The 251-nt window shown below is 60.2% G+C and carries 1 protein-coding gene; it reads left to right on the top strand.

The features are described 5' to 3' along the window. A partial coding sequence (locus CH341_RS33025; RefSeq protein ID WP_281023747.1) for a flagellar M-ring protein FliF C-terminal domain-containing protein occupies positions 1-251 on the top strand: 251 nt, incomplete at both ends.

The raw sequence follows: 251 nt of genomic DNA, 5'->3' as shown, positions 1-251 counted from the left end.
AGTCGCGCAGATGGAGGCCGGCGGCGGCAATAGCTCCAACGAAGAGAACGAGCGGCGCGAAGAGCTGACCAATTTCGAGATTTCCTCAAAGAAAGTCGACACTGTTCATGACGGCTACGAGGTGGAGAACTTGTCCATCGCGGTTCTCGTCAATCAGGCGCGGCTGCAGGCCGATGAGGGGCAGCCCGACGTGATGCCGATCGAAACGCGGCTCATGGAGATCGAGCAGCTCGTCCAGTCGGCCACAGGCT

The organism is Rhodoplanes roseus (assembly GCF_003258865.1).
Classification (GTDB): Bacteria; Pseudomonadota; Alphaproteobacteria; order Rhizobiales; family Xanthobacteraceae; genus Rhodoplanes; species Rhodoplanes roseus.
This window is presented reverse-complemented; position numbering and strand designations above follow the sequence as displayed.